The sequence below is a fragment of the Kitasatospora sp. NPDC085464 genome, from assembly GCF_044541955.1.
Lineage (GTDB): Bacteria > Actinomycetota > Actinomycetes > Streptomycetales > Streptomycetaceae > Kitasatospora.
This window is the reverse complement of record NZ_JBITTM010000114.1, coordinates 1-3,072: the sequence shown is the minus strand read 5'-3', so window position 1 is coordinate 3,072 and position 3,072 is coordinate 1. Positions and strand designations below refer to the sequence as shown.

2 protein-coding genes and 2 pseudogenes are annotated in these 3,072 nt (G+C 69.1%); all 4 read left to right on the top strand.

Translation table 11 applies throughout. The annotated features are described in order from the left end of the window. Positions 1 to 651: pseudogene (locus tag ACIGG8_RS42785) on the top strand (amino acid permease); the annotation flags it as partial. Positions 652 to 967: 316 nt separating this feature from the next. After that, the gene (gene kdpF, locus ACIGG8_RS42780; RefSeq protein ID WP_396553981.1) at positions 968 to 1,057 is read left to right on the top strand and encodes a K(+)-transporting ATPase subunit F; all 90 of its coding nucleotides are present in this window, start codon (positions 968 to 970) and stop codon (positions 1,055 to 1,057) included. A 1-nt stretch (position 1,058) separates the two neighbouring features. Beyond that, positions 1,059 to 2,723 (top strand): potassium-transporting ATPase subunit KdpA, encoded by a 1,665-nt coding sequence (kdpA, locus tag ACIGG8_RS42775; protein ID WP_396553980.1) that lies wholly within the window; start codon positions 1,059 to 1,061, stop codon positions 2,721 to 2,723. Next, positions 2,723 to 3,072 (top strand): annotated as a pseudogene (locus ACIGG8_RS42770) (potassium-transporting ATPase subunit B); the annotation flags it as partial. The gene kdpA and the pseudogene ACIGG8_RS42770, both read left to right, overlap by 1 nt.

Here is a 3,072-nt window from a genome sequence, read left to right as displayed (position 1 = left end):
GTCGGCATGGTCCGGCACTGGCTCCTGCACCGCCCGCCCGGCTGGCGGGGCAAGACCGCGCTGAACGGCTTCGGCGCGCTGCTCACCGGCGTCGCCGCGCTGGTCGTCACCGGCACCAAGTTCACCGAGGGCGCCTGGGGCATCCTGCTGGCCCTGCCGCTGCTGGTGCTGCTGTTCGAGGCGGTCCACCGCAGCTACGCGCGGATCGGCGAACGCCTGGAACTGGGCCGCGTCCCCGGACCGGTGACCGGACAGCGCAGCCTGGTCGTCGTCCCGGTCACCGCGATCACCCGCCTCACCCGGGACGGCCTGTCCGCCGCGCTCTCGCTCGGCGACGAGGTCATGGCGGTCACCGTGGTCCTCGAACCGGCCGCGGCCGAGGCGCTGCGCCGCGACTGGGAGCTGTGGCAGCCGGGGGTGCCGCTGGTGGAGATCCCGGACGACCACCGCCGGCTGGGGAAGCCGATCGCCGACTTCGTCAACGAGCTCGGGGCGGAGCACGCCTACGACCGGCTGACCGTGCTGATCCCCGAGGTGGAGCCCGCCCACTGGTGGCAGCGGGCGCTGCAGAACCGGCGCGGCGCCGTGATCGACCGCGCCCTGCGCCGGCACACCGACGCCGTGGTCTGCCGACTGCGGATGCGGATGTAGGCAGGTGAGAGCCGCGCCGACAGGCTCATCGAAACGTTCAGGACAATCCGCGGTCTCGAGTGAATGACGCCGGTATAAGGGCCGCGTCAATGTTTCCGGATCACCCGTATGGACGGCATCAGGGACGCGCTGCGCGCCCGCCGAGGCTGGTTGGCTGCTCCCGCCGGTCTTCCGCCGGTGCCGTGAGCGGCCCTCGGCCAGGTCGCGGCATCTCCCGAACCACGCTGGTGGAGCCCATGTCCGATCTCATCTACGTCGGTGTCACGGTCGCCGTGTTCGCCGTCATCGCCCTGATCGCACGGGGGGTGGAGAAGCTGTGAGTGTCGAGAACATCACAGGTCTCATCGTGGCCGTCGCGCTCGTCGGCTATCTCGTCGTCGCGCTGATCTACCCGGAGAAGTTCTGACATGAGCTCCACTCTCGCGGGCTGGCTGCAGGCCCTCGCCCTCGTCGGCGCGCTGGTCCTGTGCTACCGCCCCCTTGGCGACTACATCGCCAAGCTCCTCACCTCCGCCAGGCACCTCAGAGTCGAGCGCGGCATCTACAAGGTGATCGGTGTCGACGGTGACGCCGATCAGCGCTGGTCGGTGTATCTGCGCTCGGTGCTGGCGTTCTCGGCCGTCTCCGTGCTGTTCCTGTACGGCCTGATCCGCCTGCAGGGCTACCTGCTGCTGAACCTGGGTGTCCAGCAGATGGAGGGCCACCAGGCCTGGAACACCGCGATCTCGTTCGTCACCAACACCAACTGGCAGTCCTACAGCGGTGAGTCCGCGATGGGCCACCTGGTGCAGATGGCCGGCCTGGCGGTGCAGAACTTCGTCTCCGCGGCCGTCGGCATCGCCATCGTGGCGGCGCTGATCCGCGGGTTCACCCGCAACAGGACGGACCGGCTGGGCAACTTCTGGGTCGACCTGGTCCGGATCAACCTGCGGCTGCTGCTGCCCATCTCGATCGTGTTCGCGCTGGTGCTGGTGGCGAACGGTGTGATCCAGAACTTCCACGGCTTCCACGAGGTGGCCAACCTCGCGGGTGACGTGCAGAAGATCCCGGGTGGTCCGGTGGCCTCGCAGGAGGTCATCAAGGAGCTGGGCACCAACGGCGGCGGTTTCTTCAACGCCAACTCGGCGCACCCGTTCGAGAACCCGACCGGGTTCACGAACTGGCTGGAGATCTTCCTGATCCTGCTGATCCCGTTCGCGCTGCCGCGTGCCTTCGGCCGGATGGTCGGCGACAACCGCCAGGGCTACGCGATCGCCGCGGTGATGGGCCTGTTCTGGGTGGCCTCGGCGGCCCTGATCACCTTCGCGGAGTCGCAGCACTCCGGCACGGCCCTGCAGGCCGCGGGTGCGGCGATGGAGGGCAAGGAGCAGCGGTTCGGCATTGCGGCTTCCGGCCTGTTCGCCGCCTCGACGACGCTGACGTCGACCGGTGCGGTGGACTCGTTCCACGACTCGTTCACGCCGTTCGGTGGCGGGATCACGATCTTCAACATGATGCTGGGCGAGATCGCGCCCGGCGGTGTGGGTTCCGGTCTGTACGGCATGCTCGTGCTGGCGGTCGTCGCGGTGTTCGTCGCCGGTCTGATGGTCGGGCGCACCCCCGAGTACCTGGGCAAGAAGCTCGGCGGCCGGGAGATGAAGTTCGCCTCGCTGTACATCCTCACCACGCCGACGATCGTGCTGGTGGGCACGGGTGTGGCGATGGCCCTGCCGGGCGAGCGGGCCGGGATGCTCAACTCGGGCGCCCACGGCTTCTCCGAGGTGCTGTACGCGTTCACCTCCGCCGCCAACAACAACGGCTCGGCCTTCGGCGGCATCACGGTCAACACCGACTGGTACGACACGGCGCTCGGCCTGGCGATGGTCTTCGGCCGTTTCCTGCCGATCGTCTTCGTCCTGGCGCTGGCGGGCTCGCTGGCCCAGCAGCAGCCGGTGCCGGCCACTCCGGGCACCCTGCCCACCCACAAGCCGCTGTTCGTGGGCCTGCTGTCGGGCGTGATCCTGATCGTCGTCGGCCTCACCTACTTCCCGGCCCTGGCCCTCGGGCCGCTCGCGGAAGGTCTCACCTCCTGATGTCCACCCCAACGCTCAACCCCGCTCCGGCCGACACGGCCGAGCCCGCCGCGCCGCACAGAGTGTCGAGCGGCCTCCTCGACCCGAAGCTGATCGTCGCGTCCCTGCCGGACGCGGTGAAGAAGCTCGACCCCCGGGTGATGGTCAAGAACCCGGTGATGTTCGTGGTCGAGGTCGGCTCGGTCGTCACCACGATCTCCGCGATCGCCGACCCGTCGGTGTTCGCCTGGGCCATCACCGTGTGGCTCTGGCTCACCACGGTCTTCGCCAACCTGGCCGAGGCCGTCGCCGAGGGCCGCGGCAAGGCCCAGGCCGACACCCTGCGCAAGACCAAGACCGAGAGCGTCGC

Bases quoted from the DNA above. Each gene is read 5' to 3' on its own strand.
- kdpA (WP_396553980.1), top strand. From the start codon at position 1,059: ATGAGCTCCACTCTCGCGGGCTGGCTGCAGGCCCTCGCCCTCGTCGGC.